This window comes from Variovorax sp. GW821-FHT09D07 (assembly GCF_059416345.1).
Genome location: NZ_JBWKOY010000001.1, coordinates 467,346 through 488,276, shown reverse-complemented (window position 1 = coordinate 488,276; position 20,931 = coordinate 467,346). Strand labels below are relative to the sequence as shown.

Genomic DNA, 20,931 nt, shown 5'->3' with positions numbered 1-20,931 from the left:
GCGGCCTGCCTGCTGCCCTCGTGGAGGGCTTACCGGCCGGCTCGCTGGAAAGAAAAAGAGTCGAAAGCAAACGGGCGCTCAGGCGCCCGTTGTCACGTTCGCGCCCGACGCAGGCGTTGCGGCCACGCCGTCCTTGAAGCCCAGCGCGCCCGAGATTTCGTTGGCGGTCGCTTGCAGCTTGGGCAGCCAGCCTTCGTCGAGGCGATCCGCCGGGGCCGAGATCGACAGGCCCGCCACCAGCTTGCCCTGGTCGTCGTAGATGCCGGCGGCCATGCAGCGCACCCCCAGCTCCAGCTCTTCGTTGTCGCGGGCGATGCCGTACTGGCGCGCCTTCGACAGCTCGCGCTCGAGCGCGGGCAGCTGGGTGATGCTGTTGCGGGTGTGGCCGGCCAGGCCGGTGCGCGTGGCGTAGCTGCGCACGCGCTGGGGATCGTCGGCGGCCAGGAACAGCTTGCCGGTCGAGGTCAGGTGCAGGGCGGCGCGGCCACCGATGGCGCGCACCACTTGCATGCCCGAGCGCTCGCTGTAGGCGCGCTCGATGTACACGATCTCGTCGCCCTGGCGCATGCTGAGGTTGACCGGCTGCTGTGTGAGCTTGTGCAACTCGCGCATCGGGCCCAGGGCCGCGTCGCGCACGTTCAGGCGGCCCTTGACCAGGTTGCCCAGTTCCAGCAGGCGCATGCCGAGGCGGTAGCTGCCGGCTTCAGGCCGGTCGACGAAACGGCCGACCGCGAGGTCATTGAGGATGCGGTGCGTGGTCGACGGGTGCAGCCCCGTCTTTTCGCTGATTTCCTTCAGCGAGATCGCTTCTTCGCGCGAGGCCAAGACGTCGATCAGCGAGAACATGCGCTCGATGACCTGGATGACGGGAGTGGCGGGAACGTCGGATAGGTTTTTTCTCATGGCGCAATGCGGTGATGACCGTGCGCCATTTTACCTTGTGAAATCACTCGGTGCCTGCCAGTGGCCGTCCACCAACACTTCGTGCGGGGAAAAGCGGGCCTTGTAGTGCATCTTGGGGCTGCGCTCGATCCAGTAGCCCAGGTAGACGTGCGGCAGCCCCAGCTTGCGGGCCTGCTCGATCTGCCACAGCACGCTGTAGGTGCCGTAGCCGGCACCGTCCTCAGGCTCGTAGAAGGTGTAGACGGCGGAGATGCCGTCGCTGAGCACATCGAGGATCGACACCATCTTCAGCGCGCCCGGGCTGCCGTCGGGCAGGGTTTCGCGAAACTCGACCAGCCGCGAGTTGACCCGGCTTTGCAGCAGGAACTGTGTGTACTGGTCGATGCTGTCGTGGTCCATGCCGCCGCCCGAGTGGCGGCCGGTCTGGTAGCGCAGGTAGAGCTGGTAGTGCTCGGGCACGAAGCACAGCTTGAGCACGCGCGCCTGCAGGTCGGCGTGCTGTTTGGCGGTGCGGCGCTGGCTGCGGTTCGGCTTGAAGCTGTGCGCCAGCACGCGCAGCGGGATGCAGGCGCGGCAGCCGTCGCAATAGGGCCGGTAGGTGAACATGCCACTGCGCCGGAAGCCGCTGAGCACCAGGTCGGAGTAGGCGTCGTTGTGGATCAGGTGACTGGGCGTGGCCACCTGCGAGCGGGCCTGGCGATCCGGCAGGTAGCTGCAGGGATAGGGCGCCGTCGCGTAGAACTGCAGCGTGTGAAGCGGAAGATCCTTGAGGTGCGTCACGTCACGTCACGTCGAAAGAGGAGGTCGCTCGGAAAGGAGTTCGGACCAGTATACGGGGTCGAATTGCCACTGCGGGCCCTCCTGTTTTCGGGCCTGGGCCACGTGCGCGACGAAGCGCGCGCGCGGCATTTCGCGAGCGCCGAGGCTGGCCAGGTGTGCGGTGTTCTGCTGGCAGTCGATCATCGCGATGCCGGCGCGGCGGCACAGCGCGACCAGGCCGGCCAGCGCGATCTTCGAGGCGTCCGGGCGGCGCGTGAACATCGACTCGCCGAACACGGCCCGGCCCAGCGCCACGCAGTAGAGCCCGCCCGCCAACTCGCCGTCGATCCAGGTTTCGACGCTGTGGGCGTGCCCCGCGCGGTGCAATTGCGTATAGGCCTTGACCATGTCCGGCACGATCCAGGTGCCCGACTGGCCGGCCCGCGCCGACTGCGAACAGGCCTGGATCACCGTTCCAAAATCGTGATCGATGCGCAGCTCGCAGCCCGGCGTCGCGGCAAAGCGGCTCAGGGTCTTGCGCAGCGAGCGATGCAGCCGGAAGTCGTTCACCCGCAGCACCATGCGCGGGTCGGGGCTCCACCACAGGATGGGCTGGTCGTCGCTGAACCAGGGGAAGACGCAGCGGCTGTAGGCCTGCATCAGAGTATCGACATCGAGCGAGCCACCGGCCGCCAGCAGGCCGGGCACCGGGTCCCGTTCGTCCCACGCCGAAGCGGGGTCGGGCAGTGCATCTCCGGGTTCGAGCCAAGGCAGTTGTCGCATGGATGCAGGTATACACGGCTTCTCGAAAACGCAAGCCAGTTGAGGGAAAATCCCGCTCACACGGGAACAGTCCACAAGGCTGCGGCCCTGGTGCCACCGCCGATGGCACGCGAGACAACCCCACAAGACCCGTCGAAAAACCTATAGTGCACAGCTTGCTTTCGCAGTACCACAGCGGATCCGGCAGGCATGTGCAGGGCGCCGGGGATCAGCACAAGAGGACCACGTTGACCACTGAACCCAATCCCACGCGCTTCGGCAGCGGCCAGGCGGTGCGCCGCCTCGAGGACGAAAGCCTGCTCGCAGGCGCCGGCCGTTACACCGACGACGTCACGCTCTCCGAGCAGGCGCACCTCGTCTTCCTTCGCTCTCCGTACCCACATGCGCGCATCGTGTCCATCGACACGTCCGCGGCCATCGGCATGCCCGGCGTGCTGCGTGTGATCACCGGGGCCGACCTGGCCGAGGCCGGCGTCAAGCCGATGCCCGGCGCCGCCGGCTTCAAGCGCGCGGACGGCAGCGACAGCGCCGGCCCGCCGCGCCGCGCCCTGGCGCACGAGCGCGCGCGCTTCGTCGGCGAACCGGTGGCGGCCGTCATTGCCGACACCGTGCAGCAGGCGCGCGATGCGGCCGAGGCCGTGATGGTCGACTACGAAGAACTGCCGATGGTGGTCGACCTCCCAGGCGCCACCGCCGACGGCGCGCCGCTCCTGTGCGACGAGGCCACCGGCAACATCGCCGCCGAGATGCGCCATGGCAGCAGCGAAGCCGCCACCGCCGCATTCGAGCGCGCCGCCCATGTGATCGCGCTCGACGTGAACAACCAGCGCGTGGTCGCGCTCACCATCGAGCCGCGCGCCGTGCTCGCCACGCACGACAGCAAGACCGACCGCCTCACGATCCGCATGAGCACCCAGATGCCCTCCGGCGTGCGCGACTCCGTCTGCGCGGCCATCGGCCTGGCGAAGGAAAAAGTGCGCGTGGTCGTGGGCGACGTCGGCGGCGGCTTCGGCATGAAGACCGGCGCCTACCCCGAGGACATCGCGGTCGCCTACGCCGCGCTGCAGGTGGGTCGGCCCGTGAAATGGGTGGCCGACCGCAGCGAAGAGTTCCTGTCCAGCGCGCACGGCCGTGACATCGAGGCGCGCGCCGAAATGGCGCTCGACGCCGACGGCAAGATCCTGGCCCTGCGCATCAAGACGCTCGCCAACGTGGGCGCCTACGCCACCGGCACCGGTGTCGCGATCCAGCTGCTGATCGGCCCCTGGGTGCAGACCAGCGTCTACGACATCCAGACCATCGACTTCCATTTCAAGGCGGTGCTCACCAACACCGCGCCCACCGGCGCCTACCGCGGCGCGGGCCGGCCCGAGGCCATCTTCACCATCGAACGCCTGATGGACGAGGCCGCGCGCCAGACCGGTATCGATCGCATCGCGCTGCGCCGGCGCAACTTCATCCGCCCCGAGCAGATGCCCTACAAGAACCCGATGGCGCAGACCTACGACACCGGCCAGTTCGAGTCGGTGATGGACCAGGCGCTGCAGCTGGCCGACTGGCAGGGCTTCGAGGCCCGCGCGGCCGAATCGGCGGCGCGCGGCAAGCAACGCGGCCTGGGCATCGCCACCTTTCTCGAATGGACCGGCGGCAACGTGTTCGAAGAGCGCGTGACCGTCTCGGTGCAGGCCGATGGCGTGATCGAGGTGTTCTCGGCCGTCAACGCCATGGGGCAGGGCATCGCGACCTCGCTCGCGCAGCTGGCCGTCGATGCCTTCGGCGTGCCCATCGAGAAGGTGCGCGTCGTGCTCGGCGACACCGACCGCGGCGACGGCTTCGGCAGCGCCGGCTCGCGTTCGCTGTTCACGGGCGGCTCGGCCGTGCGCATCGGTGCCGAGCGCACCATCGACAAGGCGCGCGAACTCGCGGCGCAGGAGTTCGAGGCCTCCATCGACGATATCGTCTACAGCCGCGGCACCTTCATCGTGGCCGGCACCGACCTCGAGCTCGACCTCTTCACCCTGGCCGCCAAGCAGCCGGGGCGCGAGATCTTCGTCGACTCCACCAGCACCGTGGCCGGCCCGAGCTGGCCCAACGGTTGCCACATCTGCGAGATCGAACTCGACCCGCCCACGGGCGAGATCAGCGTCGTGGCCTACAGCTCGGTCAACGACGTGGGCCGCGTGGTCAACCCGATGATCGTGCGCGGCCAGCTCGAAGGCGGCGCGGTGCAGGGCATCGGCCAGGCGCTGTACGAGCAGGTGGTGTACGACAGCGAAACCGGCCAGCCCGTCACCGGCAGCCTCATGGACTACGCCGCGCCGCGCGCCGACATCGTCGACACCATGTTCCAGATGGAAATGGACGAATCCACGCCCTGCAAGAACAACCCGCTGGGCGTGAAGGGCGTGGGCGAGCTGGGCACCATCGGCGCCACGCCGGCCATCGTCAATGCGGTGGCCGACGCCTTCGCACGCAACGGCCTCGGCGCCCGTGCGCCCCGCCTGCACATGCCGCTGAGCCCATCGCGCGTGTGGCAGGCCATGCAGACCATCGATTGAGCGCCGCCGGCCGGTGATCGAAGGGCGACGAAAGTCATCATGCGTGTCACCACCGAGCTGCAGACCGACGCGATCCGCGTCTCGACCTACCGCTGCGACGCGGGCGTCGGCGCGGCGCCGTTCACCGAGATGCACGAGACGCACTCGGTCTCGTACGTGCGCAAGGGCAGCTTCGGCTGCCGCGCGCTCGGCCGCGATTACGAGCTGGTGGCCGGCGCGGTGCTGGTCGGTGCACCGGGCGACGACTACGTCTGCACCCACGAGCACTTCGCCTGTGGCGACGAGTGCCTGTCGTTCCACTTCTCGCCGGGCTTCGTCGACCTGATCGGCGCCGACCGGCGCAGCTGGCATGCCTCGGCGTTGCCGCCGCTGCCCGAACTCATGGTGCTGGGCGAACTCGCGCAGGTCGCGGTCGAAGGCGGCAGCGACGTGGGTCTCGACGAGCTGGGCATGGGCTTCGCCAGCCGTTTCCTCGACGTGGTGAAAGGGCGCGGCAAACCCGCGGCGCCGCCGCCATCGGCCACGCCGCGCGACCGCCGGCGCGCGGTCGAGGCCGCGACCTGGATCGAGGCCCACGCCGCCGGCGAGATCGGCCTCGAAGACGCAGCCGCCCAGGCGGGCCTGAGCGCCTTCCATTTCCTGCGGCTGTTCTCCCAGGTGCTGGGCGTCACGCCGCACCAGTACCTCGTGCGCTCCCGGCTGCGCCGCGCGGCCCGCCTGCTGGCGGACAGCGACCTTGCCGTGACCGAGGTGGCCCTCGAGGCCGGCTTTGCCGACCTGAGCAACTTCGTGCGCACCTTCCACCGCGCGGCCGGCGTGTCGCCGCGCGGTTTCCGGCTTGCTGCCAAGGGCGACCGCAAGATTTTCCAAGACCGCCTGGCCGCGCTGCTTCACGATGACCGCTTGATCCACCCTTCAAGCAGGAAGTCATCGCCATGTACGACCACATCGGACTGAAAGTCAAAGACCTCGCCGCCAGCCGGCGCTTCTACGAAGCCGCGCTCGCGCCGCTCGGCCACGTGCTGGGCTCGCACGACGACAGCTACGCCGGCCTCGGCCCGGCCGGCGAGCCGGCGCTGTGGCTCTACGCCGCGAAAGGCGCCAAGGGCCCTGGCACGCACATCGCGTTCCGCGCGCCCGACCACGCGGCCGTCGCCGCCTTCCACAAGGCCGGCTTGAAGGCCGGCGGCACCGACAACGGCGGCGCGGGGCCGCGCGCCGACTACAGCCCGACCTACTACGCGGCCTTCCTCATCGACCCCGACGGCAACAACGTCGAGGCCGTCTGTCCCTGACACGAAAGGCACCGACCCGATGGCCACCGTCTACAAGGAATTCATCGTCGAGGCCGATGCCGCGCAGGTGTGGGACGCGCTGCGCGACTTCGGCGCCGTGCACACGCGCCTCGCGCCGGGCTTTCTCACCGGCTGCGAACTCGACGGGCAGGGCGCCCGCATCGTCCACTTCGCCAACGGCCTCGTGGCGCGCGAGCTGCTCGTGGCCCTCGACGACGAGAACCGCCGGCTGGCCTACACCGTGACCGACGGCAAGGCCACGCACCACCACGCGTCGGCCCAGGTGTTCGCGCACGGCGAAGGCCGGTCGCGCTTCGTCTGGATCACCGATGTGCTGCCCGACGGGCTCGCGGCGTACGTCGAGCCCATGATGGCGCAGGGCGGCGCCGCCATGAAGAAGACGCTGGAGAAGGCCAACGCACGATGAGCACGCCGACAACACCGGCCGCGAACGAGATCCTGGCGGTCGTGCAGCGCTACGCGCAGGCCTGGGCCGCGAACGACCTCAAGGCCATCGTCGACTGCTACCACGACGAGGTCGTCTTTCACTACTTCGGCTGCAGCCCGCTCGCGGGCACGCATCGGGGCAAGGCGGCCTGCCTCGCGGTGCTCAAGCAGGTGAAGGAACGCACGAACCGCCGGCTGGTCGCGATCCGCGACGTGCTGGCCGGCGAGCATTTCGGGCTGATCGTCGCCGTCGAGCAGTTCGAGCACCAGGGGCGCCCGGTCGAACTCGAGCGCCAGCTGCGCTACGCCGTGAAGGACGGCAGGCTCAGCGAATGCTGGATCTACGACGAAGACCAGCGATGGGTCGACGAGGTGCTGACGTCGCCCGCCGCTCAGAAGTCTTCGAGCGGCAGCCCCACGTAGTTTTCCGCTAGCGCGGTGGACGCCGCGCGGGAATGCACGAGGTAGTCGAGCTCGGCTTCCTGGATCTTCTGGCCGAAGGCGCCCGTCTCGGGAAAGCGGTGCATCAGCGAGGTGAACCACCACGAGAAGCGCTCGGCCTTCCAGACGCGGCGCAGGCACAGGTCGGAATAGCGGTCCAGCGCCGAGGCCGATTTCTCGTTGTAGAAAATTTCCAGGGCGCGCGACAGGTACCCCACGTCGGCCGTCGCAAGGTTGAGCCCCTTGGCGCCGGTCGGCGGCACGATGTGCGCCGCGTCGCCGGCCAGGAACAGCGAGCCGAAACGCATCGGCTCGGCCACGAAGCTGCGCAGCGGCGCAATGCTCTTTTCGAGCGACGGGCCGGTCACCAGACGTTCGCGTGCCTCGGGGTCCAGGCGCGCACGCAGCTCGTTCCAGAAGGCCTCGTCGCTCCAGTTCTCCACCTTCTCTTCGGTCGGCACCTGCACGTAGTAGCGCGAGCGCGTGGCGCTGCGCATGCTGCACAACGCAAAGCCGCGCTCGGTGTTGGCGTAGATGAGTTCGTGCGACACCGGCGGCACGTCGGCCAGCACGCCGAGCCAGCCGAAGGGGTAGACCTTCTCGTAGGTCTGGATCGCGTCGGCCGGCACGCTGGCGCGGCTCACGCCGTGGTAGCCGTCGCAGCCGGCGATGAAGTCGCACTCGATCTCGTGCGTCTGGCCGTCTTTTTCGTAGCGCACGCGCGGCTTGGCCGAATCGAAGTCGTGCAGGCTGACGTTGGCTGCGCTGTAGATCGTCGTGAGGCCTTCGGCCGTGCGCGCTTCCATCAGGTCGCGGGTCACCTCGGTCTGGCCGTACACCGTGACCTGCTTGCCGCCCGTGAGGCCGTGCATGTCGATGCGGTGGCGCGCGCCCTTGAACAGCAGCTCGATGCCGTCGTGCGGCAGGCCCTCGGCCTTGGCGCGGGTGTCGACGCCCGCGCGCGCCAGCAGGTCCATCGTGACCTGTTCGAGCACGCCGGCGCGGATGCGGCCCAGCACGTAGTCGCCGCTCTGGCGCTCCACGATGATGTTGTCGATGCCTGCCTTGTGCAGCAGCTGGCCGAGCAGAAGGCCGGCGGGGCCTGCGCCGATGATGGCGACCTGGGTGCGCATGTTCGTGTCTCCGAAAGGGTTTTGCCAAGCGTAGGGCGCGGCCGGCCGGTTGGGGCGGCGGCTGGCGAGGCACTGTGCGATCATGCGAACGCGTGCGCGATCATCGCGCAACACTTCTTCAGCCGACCGATCCACGACGAACTCCCGACGACGAATGACCATCGCCCGCGCCGACTTCATCGAGGGCATCGCCAAGGGCATGGCGGTGCTCGAAAGCTTCGACACCGAGCGCCAGCGCCTGAACGCCACGCTGGCGGCCGAGCGCGCCGGTCTCACGCGCGCCGCCGCCCGGCGCCACCTGCTCACGCTGGCCCACCTGGGCTACCTGGAAACCGACGGCAGCTACTTCTGGATGGCGCCGAAGGTGCTGCGCTTCTCGGGCAGCTACCTGGCCTCGTCGCGCCTGCCGCGCGCGCTGCAGCCCACACTGAACCGGCTCGCAGCGCAGACGGGCGAGTCGTTCTCGGCCGTGGTGCTCGACGGTGAAGAGGTGGTCATCGTCGCGCGCAGCGGCAGCTACGGTACGCCGACGCGCGTGCTGGCCTACGGCCTGCACCTGGGGGCGCGCCTGCCGGCCCACGCCACCTCGACCGGGCGCGTGCTGCTGGCCGCCATGGCCGCCACGCAGTTCACGCAGTGGCTCAAGGGCCGGCACCTGGCACGGCTCACGCCGCACACCCTCACCCAGGCGCGCGCGCTGCGCCAGCGCATCGCGCAGGTGCGCAAGGACGACTACTGCTTCGCCAGCGAAGAGCACGAACTCGGCGTGCAGGCGCTGGCGGTGCCGCTGCGGGACATGCAGGGCCACACGGTGGCCGCGCTCAACGTGGTGCTGTCGGGCACGCGCTACCAGGAAGAGACCTTGCAGCGCGAGATGCTGCCGCTGCTGTTCGAAGCGGCGCGCGAGGTGCGCTCCCTCCTGTGAACGCGGGCGCGCTGAACTTTCGGCGCCGGCGCGGCCTCGAACCCCCGAAACGGACACCACCATGCGACTCCTGCTTCTCGAAGACGACGTGATGATCGGCGAGGCCGTGCTCGACCTGCTGCGGGCCGAGCAGTACGCGGTCGATTGGGTCAAAGACGGCGATGCTGCCGAATCCGCATTGCGCACCCAGCAGTACGACCTGGTGCTGCTCGACCTGGGCGTGCCGCGCCGCGACGGCCTGGAGGTGCTGCGCGCCCTGCGTGCGCGCAAGCAGCGCATGCCGGTGCTGATCGCCACCGCGCGCGACTCGGTGCAGCAGCGCATCGAAGGCCTCGACGCCGGCGCCGACGACTACGTGCTCAAGCCCTACGACCTCGACGAGCTGCTGGCGCGTATCCGCGCCTTGCTGCGGCGCGCCTCCGGGCGTGCCGAGCCGGTCTACGAGCACATGGGCGTGAGCATCAACCCCGCCACGCGCGAGGTCGCGGTGAACGGCGAGCCGGTGGTGCTGTCGGCGCGCGAGTGGGCCGTGCTCGAGCCGCTGCTGGCCCGCCCGGGCATGGTGCTTTCGCGCGCCCAGCTCGAAGAAAAGCTCTACGGCTGGAAGGACGAGATCAGCAGCAATGCGGTCGAGGTCTATGTGCACGGCCTGCGCAAGAAGCTCGGCGCCGAACTCATCCGCAACGTGCGCGGCGTCGGCTACATGGTGCCCAAGGCATGATGCGCCGCGTGATGCGATGGACCGGGTCGCTGCGCGCGCGGCTGCTGGTGTTTCTGCTCGCCGCCATCGTGCTCGCGGCCGGCGCGCAGGCGCTGGTGGCCTACCGCACGGTGCTGAAAGAGGCCGACGACATCTTCGATTACCACATGCAGCAGATGGCGCTGTCGCTGCGCGCGGGCCTGCCGCCGAGCGCGGCCGTGGGCGGGCTCGGCGGTGCGGAACAGAACTTCGATTTCGTGGTGCAGGTGTGGACGGTCGACGGTGTGCGCATCTTCGAATCGGCCGAAGAAGCCGCGCTGCCGCAGCTCGCGGTGCTGGGCTTTGCCGACGTGCGCGCGCGCGGCACGACCTACCGCGTGTTCTCGATGCAGACGCGCGGGCTGGTGATCCAGGTGGCGCAGGACATGGCGGCGCGGCGCCACATGGCCGGTTCGCTCGCGCTGCGCACCATCGTGCCCGTGGCGCTGATGGCGCCGCTGTTGATGCTGGTCGTGTGGTGGGTGGTGAGCCTGTCGCTGGCGCCCGTGGCGCGCGTGCGCCGGCAGGTGGCGTCGCGGCAGGCCGACGACCTCTCGCCCGTGAGCGAGGAGAACCTGCCCGAAGAAGTGCGCCCGCTGGTGCAGGAACTCAACCTGCTGTTCGGCCGCGTGCGCCATGCCTTCGACGCGCAGAAGCACTTCGTCGCCGATGCCGCGCACGAGCTGCGTTCGCCGTTGGCCGCGCTCAAGCTGCAGGTGCAGGGCCTGCAGCGCGCCCCCGACGATGCGGCGCGCACGCTGGCCGTGAGCCGGCTGTCGGCCGGCATCGACCGCGCCACGCGGCTCGTCGAGCAGATGCTGGCGCTAGCTCGGCATGAAGCCAGCGTGGCCGCGGGCGCCAAGCCCGAGACGGTCGACCTGGCCGAGGTGGCGCGCCTGGCGATCTCCGATGCGGTGGCGGCTGCGCAGGCGCGCCGCATCGACATCGGCGTGGCGCAGTCCGACGCGGGCGCGACCGTGAGCGGCCAGCCCGAGGCGCTGCGCATGCTGCTGCGCAACCTGATCGACAACGCCGTGAAGTACACGCCCGAAGGCGGACGGGTCGACGTCGGCCTCGTGAAGCGCGCCGATGCGGTGGAGCTGCGCGTGGACGACAGCGGCCCCGGCCTGCCCGAGGCCGAGCGCGCGCGCGTGCTCGATCGCTTCTATCGCTCGGGCGAGCCGCAGGCGCCGGGCAGCGGGCTGGGGCTGGCCATCGTGAAGTCGATCGCCGACCTGCACGGCGCCACGGTGGCGCTTGAAGAGTCCCAAAGCCTCGGCGGGCTGTGCGTGCGGGTGACGTTCGCTCCCGCCAAAGAGTGAACTCCGCTTAAGCGACGCCTAAGTCAAGGCCGCGACATTCCTTTCATCGTGTTTGCGCCCCGGCGCAGGATTGAAAGGAATCGAAGAATGAACCCCGCCCTGATTTCCCCCCGTGCCCTCGTGATCGCGCTGGCCAGCGCCGGCGTGATCGGTGCCGTCGGCGCCGGGGCCTACACCAGCGCCCGCGCTGTGGGTGCGCCGGCCACCACCGCCGCCGTGGCCGCACCGGCCGCCATGGTCACCTTGCCCGACTTCTCGACCATCACCTCGCGTGACGGCCCGGCCGTGGTCAACATCAGCGTGACCGGCACCGAGAAGGCCCCGGACGACGACACCATGGCGCAGCTGCAGGGCATCGACCCGGACGATCCGATGTTCCAGTTCTTCCGCCACTTCCAGGGGCAAATGGGACCGCGCGGCCAACAACCGCAGCGCGCCGTGCCGGTGCGCTCGCAGGGCTCGGGCTTCATCGTGGACCCGAGCGGCATCATCATGACCAACGCCCACGTCGTGAAGGACGCGAAGGAAGTCACCGTCAAGCTGACCGACCGCCGCGAGTACCGCGCCAAGGTGCTCGGCGCCGATGCCAAGACCGACATCGCGGTGCTCAAGATCGACGCGAAGAACCTGCCGGTGCTCGCGCTGGGAAACACCAAGGACCTGAAGGTCGGCGAATGGGTGCTGGCCATCGGCTCGCCCTTCGGCTTCGAGAACACCGTGACGGCCGGCGTGGTGAGTGCCAAGGGCCGTTCGCTGCCCGACGACAGCTACGTGCCCTTCATCCAGACCGACGTGGCCGTGAACCCCGGCAACTCGGGCGGGCCGCTGCTCAATGCGCGCGGCGAGGTGGTCGGCATCAACTCGCAGATCTACAGCCGCAGCGGCGGCTACCAGGGCGTGTCGTTCGCCATTCCGATCGACGTGGCCGTGCAGGTGAAGGACCAGATCGTCGCCACCGGCAAGGCCACGCATGCGCGCCTGGGCGTGGCGGTGCAGGAGGTGAACCAGGCCTTCGCCGATTCGTTCAAGCTCGACAAGCCCGAGGGCGCGCTGGTCTCGAACATCGAGAAGGGCGGCCCCGGCGACCATGCCGGCCTGAAGGCGGGCGACGTGATCCGCAAGGTCGACGGCCAGGCCATCGTGTCCTCGGGCGACCTGCCGGCGGTCATCGGGCAGCAGGCGCCGGGCAAGAAGGTCACGCTCGAGGTGTGGCGCCAGGGCGAGCGCCAGGAGCTGCAGGCCAAGCTGGGCGACGCGAGCGACAAGCCGGCGCAGGTCGCCAAGGCCGACAACACGGCGGGGCAGGGCAAGCTCGGCCTGGCGCTGCGCCCGCTGCAGCCGCAGGAACAGCGCGCGGCCTCGGTCGACGGCGGCCTGCTGATCGAGGACGTGGCGGGCCCGTCGGCGATGGCCGGGGTGCAGGCCGGCGACGTGCTGCTGGCGATCAACGGCACGCCGGCCAAGAGCCTGGAGCAGGTGCGCCAGGCGGTGGCCAAGGCCGACAAGTCGGTGGCGCTGTTGATCCAGCGCGGCGAGGACAAGATCTTCGTGCCGGTGCGCCTGGGTTGACCGAGCAGAGCGCGCTCAGGGCAGCGCGCAGGGCCAGTCGAGCGAGACGCGCGTGCCGCCGGCCTGCGCGTCGGCCCGCTCGATCTGCAGCCGCGCCCCGATGGCCTGCGCCCGCGAACGCATGTTCGCGAGGCCGTGGCCACCGGGGCGTTCGTTCGCCGGCAGCCCGCGGCCGTTGTCGGTGAGCACGATGCGCACCAGCGGCGGCGTCTGCTCGCCGTGCCAGCCGACGTGCATCACGATGCGCGTGGCGCCGGCGTGCTTCAGCACGTTGGTGAAGGCCTCGAGCAGGATGCGCTGCAGCTGCAGCGCGGCCTGTGCGGCAAAGGGCGCGAGCGTGGGGATGAGCGCCACGTCCCACACCAGCTCGATGCCGGCCGCGTCCAGCCGGGGCTGCAGGCGGTAGCGCAGCGTGGCCAGCACGGTGGTCAGGTCGTCGTGCATGGGCTGCAGCGAATCGACGGCCATGCGCATCTCGTCGAGCGCCAGCTTCACGTGCTCCTCGACCACGTCGCGATCGGGCGCGGGCTGGTTCACCACGTTGAGCAGGCCCACGAGCTGCGAGCCGACGCCGTCGTGGATCTCCCGCATGATGCGCTGGCGCTCCAGCAGCACGGCCTGTTCTTCCTGCTGCTTGCGCACGGTTTCGAAGGCGCCGCGCAGCTGCTCCTCGCGCTCGGCCACGCGCGCGGCGAGGTTGGCGTTGAGCGAGCGGTAGTCGGCCACGGTGCGGCTGTAGCGCTCCACCACGAGGCCGGCCAGGATCATCACGAAGAAGAAGATCGCGTGCGAGGTGAGCGTGTAGTAGGCGCCGCCGAACAGGCCCATGCGCACCAGCAGCAGGTCGTGCGCGCCGGCCAGGATGGCCAGCGTGCCCGCCGCCATCAGCACGCCCGCGATGCGCCGCCGCGCCACCAGCGCGCCGTGCACCACGTAGGGCAGGCAGATGGTGCTCGTGACCTGCAGGATCGCCAGCCCGGTGGTCCACAGCGCCGGCAGCGCGAAGGCGAAGGAGGCGCAGGCCAGCACCACCGACAGCGCCAGTGCCCCGTAGATGGAGCGCACCAGCCACGGCGGGTTGCGGTCGAGCACCAGCAGCACGAAGCGCGCGATCAGCCCGATGTGGCAGGCATAGCAGACCGCCACCACGGCGCCCCACAGCGGCCAGGGCACGGGCCCTTCGGTCAGCACGCGGTCGAGGTTGCGCGCCACGCCCGAGAGCGCGGCCAGCGCGAAGCAGCCGTAGAGCGCATCGCGCTGGCGCAGCCACAGCCCGGCGGCCAGGCCGCCCATCAGCAGCAGGCTCACGGCGTAGACGATGGCCGAGGTGTTGCGCCAGTTCTGCTGCGAGCGGTGCAACGGGGCCAGGGAGGCCTCGGGGCCGTAGAGCACGCTGGCCAGCCCGCCGCCGCGCTGGCGCTGCATCGTGGCCTGGATGAGCAGCTCCTGCGGCTGGCCGTCGCCGCGCCGCAGGGCGGCGGCCAGCGGGATCAGCAGGTTGCCCTTGCCGGCGTCGTAGGCCGGGTCGCCGAGCACGCCGTAGTTGGCGACCAGCGCGCCGTTGAACCATACGGCGGCCTGGTTGCCCAGGCCCGACATCAGCAGGGCCTGGGCGTCGTCCGCGCGGGCGGCGTCCGGGGGCAGCACGATGCGGTAGCTGGCCTTGCCGCCGCGCCCCGGAAACTCGTGGTCCCAGCGAAAGGGCAGTGCCACCTGCCGCACCTGCATCGGCAGGCCGTCGGGTTCGAGACTGGCTTCGGCCCAGTCCACGTCGGTGGTGCCCGGCGGGGTGGCGGCATGGGCGAAAGGGGCTGCGAGCACCAGCCACAGCAGCAGTTGCAGCACGGCTTGCATGCGGGAAAAGAAGGGGCGGCTCACGCGGCTAGGAAAGCCGGCCTGGAGGACGGGTCGCCAACACGGCTTCCGAGGGTGGGGGCGCATCCAGCTTGCCGTAGATGTTTCTGATATGGGTTTGAACCGTCGATGCGGAGACTCCCATCTGCGCGCCGATTTCGGCATAGGTGAAACCACGAGACACCCGGTCGAGCACTTCGGCCTCGCGCGACGAGAGGTGCCCGGGCGCGCCGTCGGAGGCCTGCCAGCGCCGCAGCAGCTGCCGCGCGATGCCCGGCGGCAGCGGGGAGCCACCGGTGCCCAGGTGGCGCAGGTGCGCCGCCAGGTCGGCCTCGGTGCCGTCCTTGAGCAGGTAGCCGCGCGCGCCGGCCTCGAAGGCCTGCACCATGTGGGTCTCGTCGCCGAAGATCGTCAGCACCATCACTGCACAGGCCGGCTGCATGCGGCGGCACTGGCGGATCACCTGCAGGCCGGGGTGGTCGGGCAGGCCGAGGTCGACCAGCAGCACATCGACCGGGTTGTCCGTGAGCCAGTTCAGGATGTCGACCGCGTTCGAGGCGCTGAAGGCCAGCGCCAGCGCGGGGTCGGCGCCGATCACGCGGGCGATCCGCTCGCGCATGCCGCTGTCGTCCTCGACCACGGCGACCTGGGTGGCGGTCAGGGGCATGGCGGGCTTCCGCAGGCGAGACCGGGGCCGAGGCGCATGGGCAGATCCGTTTCCGTTCGGAGGTTGCAGGTGCCGCAAGCCTATCGGCCGGTATCGGGCGAGCCCATCCTATAGACGGGGGATGGAGGTACCCTGCCGGCGCGCGATGGTGTCCAGCCGTGTCGCGACGCGCGCCACGTGCTGCACCAGTTCGGGAGGCGACTCGATTTCGATGTCGTGGCCCAGGCAGCCCAGCCACACGGCCAGCGCATCGAGCGAGCTGGCGCCGGTGACGACGCGCGTGCGGCCCGCGTCGAGGGCCTCGGGCACGCCGCCCACCCAGCCCAGGTGCGGTTCCAGCGCCGCGAGCGGGGCATGCACGATCACGCGCGCGTGGTGCAGGTAGGGCGAGACCTTGAGCGCATGTTCCATGTAGGCCTCGACGTCGCCCAGCGGCAGGCGGCGCGCGGTGAAGCGCGCGCCCGTCGGTTCGGCGTCGACGATGCGGTCGAGGCGGAAGGTGCGCCAGTCCTGGCGCGCCGTGTCCCAGGCCAGCAGGTACCAGCGCTGGCCGGTCTGCACCACGCGATGCGGCTCCACCGTGCGCGCCGTGGCCGTCTGGTGGTGGTCCTGGTAGCCGAAGCGCAGTTCGCGTCGCTCGGTGCAGGCCTCGGCGAACATCGACACCGCCTTCACGCGCACGCCCGACTTGCTGCGCATCACCGGCACCACCGAGGCGCGCACGCTGCCCAGCCGGCGCTGCAGGCGCGGCGGCATCAGCTGGTCGAGCTTGGCGAGGGCGCGCATCGAGGCGTTGCCGATGTCGCCTTCGCCCGTGCCGGCGTGGCCGAGGGCCAGCGCCACCGCAATGGCTTCTTCGTCTTCCAGCAGCAGCGGGGGCAGGGCGCTGCCCGCACCCAGCCGGTAGCCGCCGGCCACGCCCGAGGTGGAGTCGACCGTGTAGCCGAGGCTGCGCAGCCGGTCGACGTCGCGGCGCAGCGTGCGTTCGGTGATCTCCAGGCGCTCGGCCAGGGCGGCACCGGTCCAGGCGCGCTGGGCCTGGAACAGCGCGAGCAGGCGAAGGAGGCGGGCGGAAGCGGACAGCATGGGCCGCATCATGCCTGCGATCGAGGACAGAATCTGTCCGCAATGGGTCGTAGCCTTCGGTTTCCTCCACTCGTTTCCACGGACACCGACCATGAAGAAGACCTATCACGGCAGCTGCCACTGCGGCAAGGTGCGCTTCCAGGCGCTCATCGACCTCGCCGCGGGCACCGGCAAGTGCAACTGCTCGATCTGCATGAAGTCGCGCGGCTGGGGCGCCATCGTCAAGCCGGCCGACTTCACGCTGCTGTCGGGCGAAGAAGACCTGTCGAGCTACCAGTTCGGCTCGTTCAGCGCCGAGCACCTGTTCTGCCGCCATTGCGGCGTCAAGTCCTTCGGGCGCGGCAACGTGCCGGAGATCGGCGGTGCGTACGTCAGCGTGAACGTCTCCTGCCTGGACGACGCGACGCTCGAAGAGCTGTCCACCGCGCCGGTGCGCTACATGGACGGTCGCCACAACAACTGGTTCGAGGCGCCGGCGGAGGTGCGCTATCTCTGAGATGACCGATGGCCCCACGCTTTCGGCTGAGAATGCCCCTTGCTTCACCTGCTGCGAACGAAACCAATGAACGACGAACTCGAAGCCCGCATCCGTTCGGGCCAGGCGCTGTCCGAATCGATGGGCAACTTCCACGTGACCGGCTGGGACGCCGAGCACAAGACGCTGAAGGCCGCCTTCACCGTGCGGCGCGAGTACTGCCACACGAACGGCACGATCGCCCAGGGCGGCTTCATCACGGCCTGGCTCGACGCCGCCATGGCCCATGCCGTCATGCATGACACCGAGCAGGCGCAGACGGTCTTCAGCCTGGAGATCAAGGTGAGCTTCTACGAGAAGGTCGGCCCCGGCGAAGGCCGGGTCGAGGGGCGCGTGATCCGGCGCGGCAAGCGCGTGGCATTCCTCGAAGCGGCGCTCTACAACCCGGACGGGAAGCTGGCGGCCGAGGCCACGTCGACCGGAATACTGGCGAGCCTCTAGGCTAGGCCCGCCCGACCTGGGCCTGTATCTCGCGGATCACCGCTTCCTTTTCCCGGTTGTAGACCTGCGGGTTGGCCGGGTCGATGGCATGGGCGCGGTCCTTGGCTTCTTCGTACTTCCTGCGCAGGTCCGGGCGCCGGTCGAGCACTTCCATGAACGCCAGCGAGTCCACGTGCACCGGGTCGCCGCGATGGCAGATGTGCAGGTTGAGGTTGAACCTGCGCCCGCCGTGCAGCACGGACGCGCAGACGTAGGGCTTCTCGTCCGTGTCGACCCACACGGGGCGGCGGTGAAACCCGAGGGCCTCGAATTCCGACTGGGCCGTGCGCAGGTTGTCATGAAGCGTGATCGCCGCGATGTCGACCATCGGCTTTCCTCGCAGCCCGACGATGGCCGTGCTCCCGATGTGCACGAGTTCCACGCCCTCGAGCTGCGCTTGCACGTCACGCTGCACCTGCGCGAACACCTCGGCGTACGCCGGGTCGTAGGGCAGGATGTGGCGCTGGTCCAGGCTCTCGTCGAAGGCGATGAGTTTCATCGCACGATGCGCGCGAGCCAGGCCAGCAGCACGGCCACGACTTCGTCGCGGTTGGTTTCGTTGAGCGTCTCGTGGCGGGCGCCGCCGAACACATGGCACGACACGTCGCGCAGGCCGGCGTCGCGGTAGCGCTGCACCAGCGGGTAGAACCACTCGGCCTTGTTGCTGACGGGGTCCTGGTCGCCGGTGAACAGGTACAGCGGCAGCTCGGGCCGGATGCGCGTCTGCATCGCGGCGGGCGTGAGTTCGTCGAGGCTGGCGAACATGGAGCCCATGCCTTCGGCCGACACGGTGAAGCCGCACAGCGGGTCGGCGATGTAGGCATCGACCTGGGCCGGGTCGCGGCTGAGCCAGTCGAAGGGCGTGCGCACGTCGGGCAGCGCGGCGTTCATGTCTTCGAGACGGAAGCCGCTTTGCAGCGCGCCGCCCAGCAGGTCGAGCGCCGTGGTGCCCGACAGCACCGCGCCCGACAGCAGCTCGCTGTGCCGCACCAGGTAGTACTGCGTGGCGAACGAGCCCATGCTGTGGCCGACGAGGATCAGCGGCAGCCCGGGGTGCTCGGCGCGTGCGTGGCGGCTGAGCAGCGCCATGTCCTCCACGAGGCCGGCGAATCCGCGCGGGCCGAACTCGCCGAGCTCGTCGCGCGCGGCGGCGCCGGGGCCGTGGCCGCGGTGCTCGTTCGCGTAGACGACGTAGCCGGCCTGCGTGAGCGCATCGGCCAGCGGCCGGTAGCGCAGCGAATGCTCGCCCATGCCATGCGCCAGTTGCACGATGGCGCGTGGCGCGGTGCCCTGCCAGCGGTGGGCCTCCACCGGATGGCCGTCGTTGGCGGTCAGTTCGAAGTGGGTCTCGGTGCTCGGCATGCGGGGTCCTCCAGGGAAGTGGATCTGCATCCTAATCGTTGGCAGCCCGCAGCATGGCCTTGCGCAGCCACGCCTGCGCCGGGTCCTTGTCGGTCACCGCGCGCCAGGCCATCCGCAACTGGTAGCTCGGGCTGTCGAAGGGCAGGGGCTCGCAGCGCAGGCCGCTTTGCGCCGACAGGGCCAGCGCCACGTGCTCGGGCACCGTGGCCAGCAGGTCGGTGCCGGCGAGCACGGCGGGAAGGCTGCCGAACTGCGGCACAGAGAAGAGCACGTCGCGCTGGCGCCCGAGTTCGCCCAGCGTTTCGTCGACGGTGCCGCACAGGTCGCCGGCATAGGTCACGAGCAGGTGGCGCCGGCGGCAGTAGTCGTCGAGCGACAGCTTGCCGGGCGCGGTGTCGGCGCGGAGCACGGCAAAGCGCGCGGTGCGGACCTTGCGCACCTTCGCATCGGCGGGCAGGTCTTTCAGGAAGGACATCACCGCGCTGACCCGGCCCTGGTCGAGGTAGCGCATGGCGTTGCGGTAACAGACGGTGAGCGTCACCAGCTTGGCGCCGGGCACTTCGGTGCTCAGGGCGTGCAGCAGGCGGGGCAGCATCGCGATCTGCAGGTCATCGGTCAGGCCGATGCGGAACACCGGCGCGGCGCGCGCCGGTTCGAAGTCGGCCTGCGCACGGAACGTGGCCTCGATCTGCGCGAGCGCGGGGCCCAGGCCCTGCATCAGGGCGAGCGCCCGTGCGGTGGGTTCCATCACGCGGCCCTGGCGCACCAGCAGCGGATCGCCCGTGAGATCGCGCAGTCGCGCGAGCGCATGGCTCACCGCGGGCTGGCCGAGGTTCAGCCGCTCGGCAGCGCGACTGACATGGCGCTCGCGCATGAGCGCGGCCAGCACGGTGAGCAGGTTCAGGTCGATGCGGTTGAGTTCGATGGGTTTCATCGGGATCCTGGCGTTATCGATGGTGCGCATAGCGACTATCCCGCGAATCGATTTCCTTGATGACGCTGCGGCCTCTAGATTGAAGCCTTCGGTCATTCAAGAAAGACGGAGAGTTGTCATGAGCAGGATGGTTCGCTTCCACGCATTCGGCGGTGCCGAGGTTCTGAGGCTCGAAGAGGTCGCGGTGCCCGCGCCGGGCATTGGCGAGGTGCGCATCGCGGTGCAGGCCATCGGCCTGAACCGGGCCGACGCGCTGTGGCGCGAGAACCTGTACATCGAAGACGCGACGTTGCCGGCGGGGCTGGGCAACGAAGCCGCCGGCGTCATCGAGGCCGTGGGCGAGGGCGTCGAAGGGCTGCGCGTGGGCGACCGGGTCGCGGTGCTGCCGGGGGCGAGCCAGGGGCTGTATCCGACCTACGGCGACCGCATCCTCTTTCCGGCCGCGCACGTGGTGGGGTATCCCGCCAACCTGTCGGCCGCGCAGGCTGCGGGCGCCTACATGGCCTACCTCACGGGCTACTTCCCGATGTTCGAGATCGCACGGCTGCAGCGAGGCCAGGTGATGCTCGTCACCGGGGCGTCATCGGGCACCGGCATCGCGGCGCTGCAGATGGCGCGCGTGGCGGGCATCGTCGCCATCGCGGTCACGCGCACGGCTGCCAAGCGCGACGCGCTGAGGGAAGCGGGCGCGACGCATGTGGTCGTGACGGACGAAGAAGACGTGGTCGAGCGCGTGCTGACGCTCACCGAGGGCCGCGGCGTTGACCTGGTGCACGACGGCGTGGGCGGCCCGCAGGTCGAGCGGCTCGGCGACGTGGTCGCGCATGGCGGCTGGTATGTGCTGTATGGCTTGTCGGGCGGCGCCGAATTCAGGTTTCCGGTGATTGCGCAGTTCCGCAAGAGCTGGCGCTTCCACGTCTACAAGGTGTTGGAGCACACGGGTGCGGCGACGATGGGGTTGCCGCGTGACGAGGGCGCATTGGGCCGTGCGCTGGCGTTCATCGATGCGGGCCTTGCCGATGGCACGCTGCACGTGCGCATTGACAGGAGCTTCGCGCTCGACGACGTGGTGCAGGCCCATCGCTACCTCGAGCGCGCCGGGCACATCGGCAAGGTCGTGCTCGAGGTCTGACCGGCGC

General features: G+C 69.8%; 22 protein-coding genes. 12 read left to right on the top strand and 10 right to left on the bottom strand.

Translation table 11 applies throughout. The annotated features are described in order from the left end of the window. Nucleotides 1–78 precede the first annotated feature (78 nt). Genes AC07OX_RS02295 through aat form a run of 3 tightly spaced genes read right to left on the bottom strand, consistent with a single transcriptional unit; the run spans nucleotide 79 to nucleotide 2,445 of the window. On the bottom strand, nucleotides 79–903 hold the full coding sequence (locus tag AC07OX_RS02295) for an IclR family transcriptional regulator (RefSeq protein WP_062478081.1): 825 nt from the start codon (nucleotides 901–903) through the stop codon (nucleotides 79–81). A gap of 30 nt (nucleotides 904–933) precedes the next feature. Further along, nucleotides 934–1,683: an arginyltransferase gene (locus AC07OX_RS02290; RefSeq protein ID WP_062478083.1), complete on the bottom strand. Its 750-nt coding sequence runs from the start codon at nucleotides 1,681–1,683 to the stop codon at nucleotides 934–936. Between the two features lie 6 nt (nucleotides 1,684–1,689). Next, entirely contained in the window at nucleotides 1,690–2,445 is a 756-nt protein-coding gene (gene aat, locus AC07OX_RS02285; protein WP_095745522.1) for a leucyl/phenylalanyl-tRNA--protein transferase, read from the bottom strand. A gap of 227 nt (nucleotides 2,446–2,672) precedes the next feature. Between aat and AC07OX_RS02280 the strand changes: the two genes are divergently transcribed. The 5 genes from AC07OX_RS02280 to AC07OX_RS02260 are packed head-to-tail and all read left to right on the top strand — an operon-like array spanning nucleotide 2,673 to nucleotide 7,168. Beyond that, a complete protein-coding gene (locus AC07OX_RS02280; protein WP_495259731.1) occupies nucleotides 2,673–5,003 on the top strand; it encodes a xanthine dehydrogenase family protein molybdopterin-binding subunit in 2,331 nt (776 codons plus the stop codon). A gap of 39 nt (nucleotides 5,004–5,042) precedes the next feature. Continuing rightward, complete coding sequence (locus AC07OX_RS02275) at nucleotides 5,043–5,960, top strand: helix-turn-helix transcriptional regulator (RefSeq protein ID WP_070060910.1); 918 nt, start codon at nucleotides 5,043–5,045, stop codon at nucleotides 5,958–5,960. Then, nucleotides 5,939–6,298, top strand: coding sequence for a VOC family protein (locus AC07OX_RS02270; RefSeq protein ID WP_159276673.1), 360 nt, complete (start codon nucleotides 5,939–5,941; stop codon nucleotides 6,296–6,298). The genes AC07OX_RS02275 and AC07OX_RS02270 overlap by 22 nt, the downstream gene beginning before the upstream one ends. A gap of 19 nt (nucleotides 6,299–6,317) precedes the next feature. Then, nucleotides 6,318–6,725, top strand: a complete 408-nt coding sequence (locus tag AC07OX_RS02265; protein WP_492727172.1) for an SRPBCC family protein — start codon at nucleotides 6,318–6,320, stop codon at nucleotides 6,723–6,725. Next, nucleotides 6,722–7,168 (top strand): nuclear transport factor 2 family protein, encoded by a 447-nt coding sequence (locus AC07OX_RS02260; RefSeq protein ID WP_495259730.1) that lies wholly within the window; start codon nucleotides 6,722–6,724, stop codon nucleotides 7,166–7,168. The genes AC07OX_RS02265 and AC07OX_RS02260 overlap by 4 nt, the downstream gene beginning before the upstream one ends. On the opposite strand, the gene pobA is transcribed toward AC07OX_RS02260, so the two are convergent. After that, complete coding sequence (gene pobA, locus AC07OX_RS02255; RefSeq protein WP_095950239.1) at nucleotides 7,138–8,319, bottom strand: 4-hydroxybenzoate 3-monooxygenase; 1,182 nt, start codon at nucleotides 8,317–8,319, stop codon at nucleotides 7,138–7,140. The two genes, AC07OX_RS02260 and pobA, sit on opposite strands and share 31 nt — an antisense overlap. A 154-nt stretch (nucleotides 8,320–8,473) precedes the next feature. Here pobA and AC07OX_RS02250 point away from each other — a divergent pair, with 154 nt between their 5' ends. The 4 genes from AC07OX_RS02250 to AC07OX_RS02235 all read left to right on the top strand — a co-directional run bounded on the left by AC07OX_RS02250 (nucleotide 8,474) and on the right by AC07OX_RS02235 (nucleotide 12,874). Next, the gene (locus AC07OX_RS02250) at nucleotides 8,474–9,244 is read left to right on the top strand and encodes an IclR family transcriptional regulator domain-containing protein (RefSeq protein ID WP_495259729.1); all 771 of its coding nucleotides are present in this window, start codon (nucleotides 8,474–8,476) and stop codon (nucleotides 9,242–9,244) included. A 61-nt stretch (nucleotides 9,245–9,305) separates the two neighbouring features. Further along, nucleotides 9,306–9,965, top strand: coding sequence for a response regulator (locus AC07OX_RS02245; RefSeq protein ID WP_062478105.1), 660 nt, complete (start codon nucleotides 9,306–9,308; stop codon nucleotides 9,963–9,965). Nucleotides 9,966–9,976: 11 nt separating this feature from the next. Then, complete coding sequence (locus AC07OX_RS02240; protein WP_495259728.1) at nucleotides 9,977–11,305, top strand: ATP-binding protein; 1,329 nt, start codon at nucleotides 9,977–9,979, stop codon at nucleotides 11,303–11,305. A gap of 87 nt (nucleotides 11,306–11,392) precedes the next feature. Beyond that, nucleotides 11,393–12,874, top strand: coding sequence for a DegQ family serine endoprotease (locus AC07OX_RS02235; RefSeq protein WP_495259726.1), 1,482 nt, complete (start codon nucleotides 11,393–11,395; stop codon nucleotides 12,872–12,874). Nucleotides 12,875–12,889: 15 nt separating this feature from the next. Here the strand turns inward: AC07OX_RS02235 and AC07OX_RS02230 are convergent, their stop codons facing one another. From AC07OX_RS02230 to AC07OX_RS02220, 3 genes are all read right to left on the bottom strand, one after another. Then, on the bottom strand, nucleotides 12,890–14,728 hold the full coding sequence (locus tag AC07OX_RS02230) for a sensor histidine kinase (protein ID WP_495259725.1): 1,839 nt from the start codon (nucleotides 14,726–14,728) through the stop codon (nucleotides 12,890–12,892). Nucleotides 14,729–14,756: 28 nt separating this feature from the next. After that, nucleotides 14,757–15,395: a response regulator gene (locus AC07OX_RS02225; RefSeq protein ID WP_082818203.1), complete on the bottom strand. Its 639-nt coding sequence runs from the start codon at nucleotides 15,393–15,395 to the stop codon at nucleotides 14,757–14,759. A gap of 108 nt (nucleotides 15,396–15,503) precedes the next feature. Continuing rightward, nucleotides 15,504–16,481: a helix-turn-helix transcriptional regulator gene (locus tag AC07OX_RS02220; RefSeq protein ID WP_495259724.1), complete on the bottom strand. Its 978-nt coding sequence runs from the start codon at nucleotides 16,479–16,481 to the stop codon at nucleotides 15,504–15,506. Nucleotides 16,482–16,572: 91 nt separating this feature from the next. Here AC07OX_RS02220 and AC07OX_RS02215 point away from each other — a divergent pair, with 91 nt between their 5' ends. After that, on the top strand, nucleotides 16,573–16,977 hold the full coding sequence (locus tag AC07OX_RS02215) for a GFA family protein (RefSeq protein WP_495259723.1): 405 nt from the start codon (nucleotides 16,573–16,575) through the stop codon (nucleotides 16,975–16,977). Between the two features lie 66 nt (nucleotides 16,978–17,043). After that, the gene (locus AC07OX_RS02210; protein ID WP_062478117.1) at nucleotides 17,044–17,457 is read left to right on the top strand and encodes a PaaI family thioesterase; all 414 of its coding nucleotides are present in this window, start codon (nucleotides 17,044–17,046) and stop codon (nucleotides 17,455–17,457) included. A gap of 1 nt (nucleotide 17,458) precedes the next feature. On the opposite strand, the gene AC07OX_RS02205 is transcribed toward AC07OX_RS02210, so the two are convergent. Genes AC07OX_RS02205 through AC07OX_RS02195 form a run of 3 tightly spaced genes read right to left on the bottom strand, consistent with a single transcriptional unit; the run spans nucleotide 17,459 to nucleotide 19,792 of the window. Further along, complete coding sequence (locus tag AC07OX_RS02205) at nucleotides 17,459–17,995, bottom strand: GrpB family protein (RefSeq protein ID WP_495259722.1); 537 nt, start codon at nucleotides 17,993–17,995, stop codon at nucleotides 17,459–17,461. Continuing rightward, nucleotides 17,992–18,858: an alpha/beta fold hydrolase gene (locus AC07OX_RS02200; RefSeq protein WP_495259721.1), complete on the bottom strand. Its 867-nt coding sequence runs from the start codon at nucleotides 18,856–18,858 to the stop codon at nucleotides 17,992–17,994. The genes AC07OX_RS02205 and AC07OX_RS02200 overlap by 4 nt, the downstream gene beginning before the upstream one ends. 31 nt (nucleotides 18,859–18,889) lie before the next feature. After that, nucleotides 18,890–19,792, bottom strand: coding sequence for a LysR family transcriptional regulator (locus tag AC07OX_RS02195; protein WP_495259720.1), 903 nt, complete (start codon nucleotides 19,790–19,792; stop codon nucleotides 18,890–18,892). Between the two features lie 118 nt (nucleotides 19,793–19,910). Here AC07OX_RS02195 and AC07OX_RS02190 point away from each other — a divergent pair, with 118 nt between their 5' ends. Continuing rightward, on the top strand, nucleotides 19,911–20,924 hold the full coding sequence (locus tag AC07OX_RS02190) for a zinc-dependent alcohol dehydrogenase family protein (protein ID WP_495259719.1): 1,014 nt from the start codon (nucleotides 19,911–19,913) through the stop codon (nucleotides 20,922–20,924). Nucleotides 20,925–20,931: the final 7 nt, after the last annotated feature.